The 2,364-nt window shown below is 69.4% G+C and carries 1 protein-coding gene; it reads left to right on the top strand.

What is annotated here, in order from left to right; all coding sequences use genetic code 11:
- Nucleotides 1-2,230: multicopper oxidase domain-containing protein (locus MOX02_RS30230; RefSeq protein WP_147029449.1), on the top strand; the 2,230-nt coding region annotated here is incomplete at its 5' end.
- Nucleotides 2,231-2,364 lie beyond the last annotated feature (134 nt).

Here is a 2,364-nt window from a genome sequence, read left to right as displayed (position 1 = left end):
GCCCGCGAGCCCGCTCTTCGGCGCCCAGAAGTTCCACGAGCCGCTCAACCGCGCCATCGTGCAGCCGCGCATCCCGCTCGTCTCGGCGGCGGGCAGCGACGACGTGCTCTGGATGGGGCCGGACGGGCGCCCGCTCTCCGAGATGCCGGGCCGGCGCCTCTCCTACCACGACGAGTGGAGCAAGAAGGGCGCGAACTGGCAGCGCCTGTCGAACCCGCTGACCGGCCGCGGCCCCTGCGAGGGCCGTCCGCCGGGCGAGTTCTTCGCCCATCAGCGCTGGTCGAAGGACCCGACGAGCTCGAACCGCGACCTCTTCCCGAAGGTCGGCTACCTCATGTCCCTCGGGCAGTGCCAGTCGAACACGAAGTACTGCAACGAGATGCCGGCGCAGAACGCCAACGCCCTGTGGTCGTTCGGCGTGCGCCAGCCGGGCTGGCGCGGGTCGAGCTCCGGCTCCCGCCTCGGCTACGGCGCCCCCTGCCTGATCAAGGCGCGCTACGGCGAGCCGATGCTCACCCGCATCTACAACGACCTGCCGGTGGACCGCACCCAGAACGGCGGCTTCGGGCGCAACGAGATCTCGACGCACTTCCACAACGCCCACAACGGCGCGGAGAGCGACGGCGCCTGCAACGCCTACCACTTCCCCGGCACGTTCTACGATTACCACTGGGGCACCACCCTGGCGCGGCGGGACATGCCCAGCATCCGCGCCTTCAACGACCCGCTCTACCAGAAGAAGGCCTCGGGCCCGGACAACGGCGACGGCCTCGTCCTCGTCGAGGGCGACTACCGAGAATTGCAGGGCACCCTCTGGTTCCACGACCACCGGTTCTTCTTCACGGCGGAGAACGTGCACAAGGGCAACTTCGCCCTGTGCAACTATTACAGCGGGCCCGACCGCGCCAACACCGACGTGCGCGACGGCGTGAACCTGCTCCTGCCGAGCGGCAACGCGACGGCCTGGGGCAACCAGGATTTCGACGTGAACCTCGCGGTGACGAACCCGGCCTTCGACAAGGACGGGCAGCTCTTCTTCGACATCTTCGATACGGACGGCTTCCTCGGCGACATGCTCTGCGTGAACGGGACCTACTACCCGTACATGGAGGTTCTGCCGCGCCGGTACCGCTTCCGCATCCTCAACGCGGCGATGTCGCGCTTCATCAAGCTCGCGGTGGCGGTGAACAATTCCCGCACCTTCTCGTCGGGCACGACGGTGCCGTTCTGGTTCATCGCCAACGACGGCAACCTCCTCGTCAACCCGCTCCAGCTCACGGAGATGGAGGAGCAGGGCGTCGCCGAGCGCTACGACATCGTGATCGACTTCTCGGCCTTCGCCGACGGCGACAGCCTCTACCTCGTCAACCTGCTGCAGCAGACGAGCGGCATGAAGCCGGACGGCGCGGTCTCCATGTCGAACGCGCTGAAGGGCGTCGCCGCCGACCCCTGCGTCGGCCCGATCATGGAGTTCCGGGTCCGCCGGGGCGGCATCAAGAGCGTCGACGACCCGTCGCGGACCTATACGGGCCTCGAGGTCGACCCGAGCGCCGACTTCACGAACTCGGACTGGAAGAGCGGGTTGAAGACGCTCACCACCCAGATCCCCGTCGTCGCCCCGGTGCGCGAGCGCGTCGTCGAGTTCAACCGCTCGGGCGGGGGCGATTCCCGCGACCCCAAGACCGGCCAGTGCATCCCCGAATGCGGGACGATCGAGTCCTTTCCCTGGGCGGTGCGGATCAACGGCCAGGCCGCGCACTCCCTCAACGCCAACCGGATCGGCGCCCTCGTGCCGAAGCCCGGCGAGGTCGAGCACTGGACCCTGATCAACGGCGGCACGGGCTGGGACCACCCGATCCACCTGCACTTCGAGGAGGGCATCACCCTCGACCGCGGCGGCGGCTCGATCGGCCCGACCGAGAAGCTCGTGCGCAAGGACGTCTGGCGGCTGCGCCCCGGCGGCACCGTGCGCTTCCAGGTGCGGTTCGGCGAGTTCGGCGGCTCCTACGTGAACCACTGCCACAACACGGTGCACGAGGATTTCGCGATGCTGCTGCGCTACCAGCTCCTGACCCCGGCACCGAACGACCCGGACTTCGTGAAGACCGGCAGCCGGCCGCACTGGCAGATCTCCAACACCCCGATCCCCTCACCCGACGGCGTCACCTTCCGGGTGCCCGAGGTGCTGCCCGAGGCGCAGCCGACCTTCAAGCCGCCGACCAAGGCCTGACGCGCCGGCCCGGCGCGAAGCCGGCGGCCGGCTCCCGGCCGCCGCCTCCCCTCCTCGACACCACCGCGAGAGCCGCCATGCCCCGGACCCTGACGCGCGCCGCGCTGGCCGCGGCCGCAGCCCTGACCCTCCTG

It is taken from the genome of Methylobacterium oxalidis, from assembly GCF_007992195.1.
GTDB classification, from domain to species: Bacteria; Pseudomonadota; Alphaproteobacteria; order Rhizobiales; family Beijerinckiaceae; genus Methylobacterium; species Methylobacterium oxalidis.
This window is presented reverse-complemented; position numbering and strand designations above follow the sequence as displayed.